Below are 2606 nucleotides of genomic sequence, written 5' to 3' on the forward strand. Positions count from 1 at the left end.
TTCTGCTTCGATGGCCAGTTGGAGGCGGTCTTCGAGGGCGGGGGATCCGATCTGCTGCACGATCTCGCTGAGGAAGCCGCGCACGACCAGACGCCGCGCCTCGTCTTCCGTGATGCCGCGGGACTGCAGGTAGAACAACTGCTCATCATCGAACCGACCCGTCGCACTCGCGTGCCCGGCACCCTTGATATCGCCGGTCTCGATCTCCAGGTTCGGGATCGAGTCCGCCCGGGTGCCCTCGGTCAACACGAGGTTGCGGTTCTGCTCGTAACTGTCCGTGCCCGCCGCGTTCCGCCCGATGAGCACGTCACCGATCCACACCGTGCGGGCGCCCTGGCCCTGCAACGCCCCCTTGTACGTGACCCGGCTGCGACTGTTCGGCGCGTCGTGATGCACGAACACCTGCTGCTCCAGGTGCTGACCCGCGTCAGCGAAATACAGGCCCAACAAATCCGTGTCCGACCCCTCCCCGGCCAGCCGCACCGACGGATTCACCCGCACGATACTGCCGCCGAGGCTCACGACCACATGCTTCAGGCGCGCGTCCCGGCCGACGGATGCGAAATGGTTGGTCAGGTGCACGGCAGTGTCGCCCCATTCCTGCAGGCTCACCACCGTCAGGTTCGCGGACTCCCCCAGGATGATCTCCACGTTCTCACTCAGGCGGGCTTCGCCCGTGTTCTCGAGGATGATCGTGGCCCGGCTGAACGGTTTCGCCTCGATGATCGTGTGCGCGGCCCGCGGCCCCGCACCCAACTGGGACCGGGTGAGGGTGACCTCCTTGGCCTCTTCCCCACTGATCGTGATCGCGAGGGCCCGCTCGAAACTGGACCACGCGTTCGCGGCGGCGCGCTCCTCCGGGGCGCCGGCGGCGCCGACCCGGGAATCATCCCGGTTGACCCAGGCGACGTCGACACCGGCAACATCGGTCGATTCGATCGGGTACACGGACCCGTCCAGGACCCCCGCGGTCAGGTCGGTGAACTTCTTCACCGGGGAGAGCTTCCAGACCGCTTCCCGCCCCGTGACGGGTGCGAAGTCGGCGACGTCGACGCTCGTGAACCGGTCGTTGCGGGTCTGCACGGGGACGAAGCCGAAGCGGCCGTCCGAGTGCTCCTTGATGCCGTGCTGTTCAGATGTCGGCATCGCTTCAGAAGCGGGCATGGCTGTATTCAGTGGTGCTGCGACGGCGGACATCAGCCGACCGATCCTTCCATGCCCATTTCAATGAGCTTGTTGAGTTCCAGGGCGTATTCCATCGGCAGCTCCCGCGCAATGGGCTCGATGAACCCACGCACGATCATCGCCATCGCCTCATCCTCGGGCATCCCCCGACTCATCAGATAGAACAACTGCTCCTCACTGACCCGAGACACCGTGGCCTCATGACCCAGCTGCACATCATCCACCCGAATATCGATGGCCGGATACGTGTCAGACCGCGACTGCGTATCCACCAGCAGAGCGTCACACCGCACCGTGTTCGCCGAGTGATGCGCCGTGGCATCCACCCGCACCTCACCCCGGTAACCCGACCGGCCACCACCCCGCGCAATCGACTTCGACACGATCGAGGACTGCGTATACGGGGCCATGTGGATCATCTTCGCGCCCGCATCCTGATGCTGACCCGGACCCGCGAACGCCACCGACAACGTCTCACCCTTGGCATGCTCCCCCAGCAAATAAATCGACGGGTACTTCATCGTGACCTTCGACCCGATATTGCCGTCGATCCACTCCATCGTGGCGCCCTCGCCCGCCGTGGCCCGCTTCGTGACCAGGTTGTACACATTCGTCGACCAGTTCTGAATGGTCGTGTACCGCACCCTGGCGTTCTTCTTCACCACGATCTCCACCACCGCCGAATGCAACGAATCAGACGAATAGATCGGAGCCGTGCAGCCCTCGATGTAGTGCACATAACTGCCCTCATCGGCAATGATCAACGTGCGCTCGAACTGGCCCATGTTCTCCGTGTTGATCCGGAAATACGCCTGCAACGGAATCTCCACATGCACGCCCGGCGGCACATACACGAACGAACCCCCCGACCACACCGCCGTGTTCAGGGCCGCGAACTTGTTATCCCCCGACGGGATGATCGTGCCGAAATACTCCTGGAAAATCTCCGGGTGCTCCTTCAACGCCGTGTCGGTGTCCATGAAAATGACACCCTGCGCCTCGAGCTCCTCATTGATCTGGTGATACACCACCTCGGACTCGTACTGCGCGGCCACACCGGACACCAGGCGGTTACGTTCCGCTTCCGGGATACCGAGCTTCTCGTAGGTGTTCTTGATGTCGTCGGGCAGGTCCTCCCAGGTCTGGGCCTGCTTCTCCGTGGACCGCACAAAGTACTTGATGTTGTCGAAATCGATCCCGGACAAATCCGCGCCCCACGTCGGCATCGGCTTCCGCTCGAACAACTCCAACGCCTTCAACCGCCGCTGCAACATCCAGTCCGGCTCGTTCTTCAACCGCGAAATATCGGTCACGACCTCCGGCGAAACCCCGCGCCTGGCGGACGCGCCCGCCGCATCGGAATCGGACCAACCAAACTCGTACGTACCGAGCCCCGCAAGTTCGGGGCGGTCAAGCAGGAC

Annotated in this window: 2 protein-coding genes; both read right to left on the minus strand. The window is 63.4% G+C overall.

Going from position 1 to position 2606, the window contains the following annotated elements; genetic code table 11:
- The coding region (gene sufD, locus E3T42_RS10340; RefSeq protein WP_370262240.1) for a Fe-S cluster assembly protein SufD at positions 1–1164 on the minus strand (1164 nt) is incomplete at its 3' end.
- Positions 1165–1196: 32 nt separating this feature from the next.
- Positions 1197–2606, minus strand: a 1410-nt coding sequence (gene sufB, locus E3T42_RS10345; protein ID WP_134366859.1) for a Fe-S cluster assembly protein SufB, incomplete at its 5' end; no start/stop codon positions are given.

The sequence above is a fragment of the Cryobacterium sp. TMT4-10 genome (genome assembly GCF_004403275.1).
GTDB lineage: Bacteria > Actinomycetota > Actinomycetes > Actinomycetales > Microbacteriaceae > Cryobacterium > Cryobacterium shii.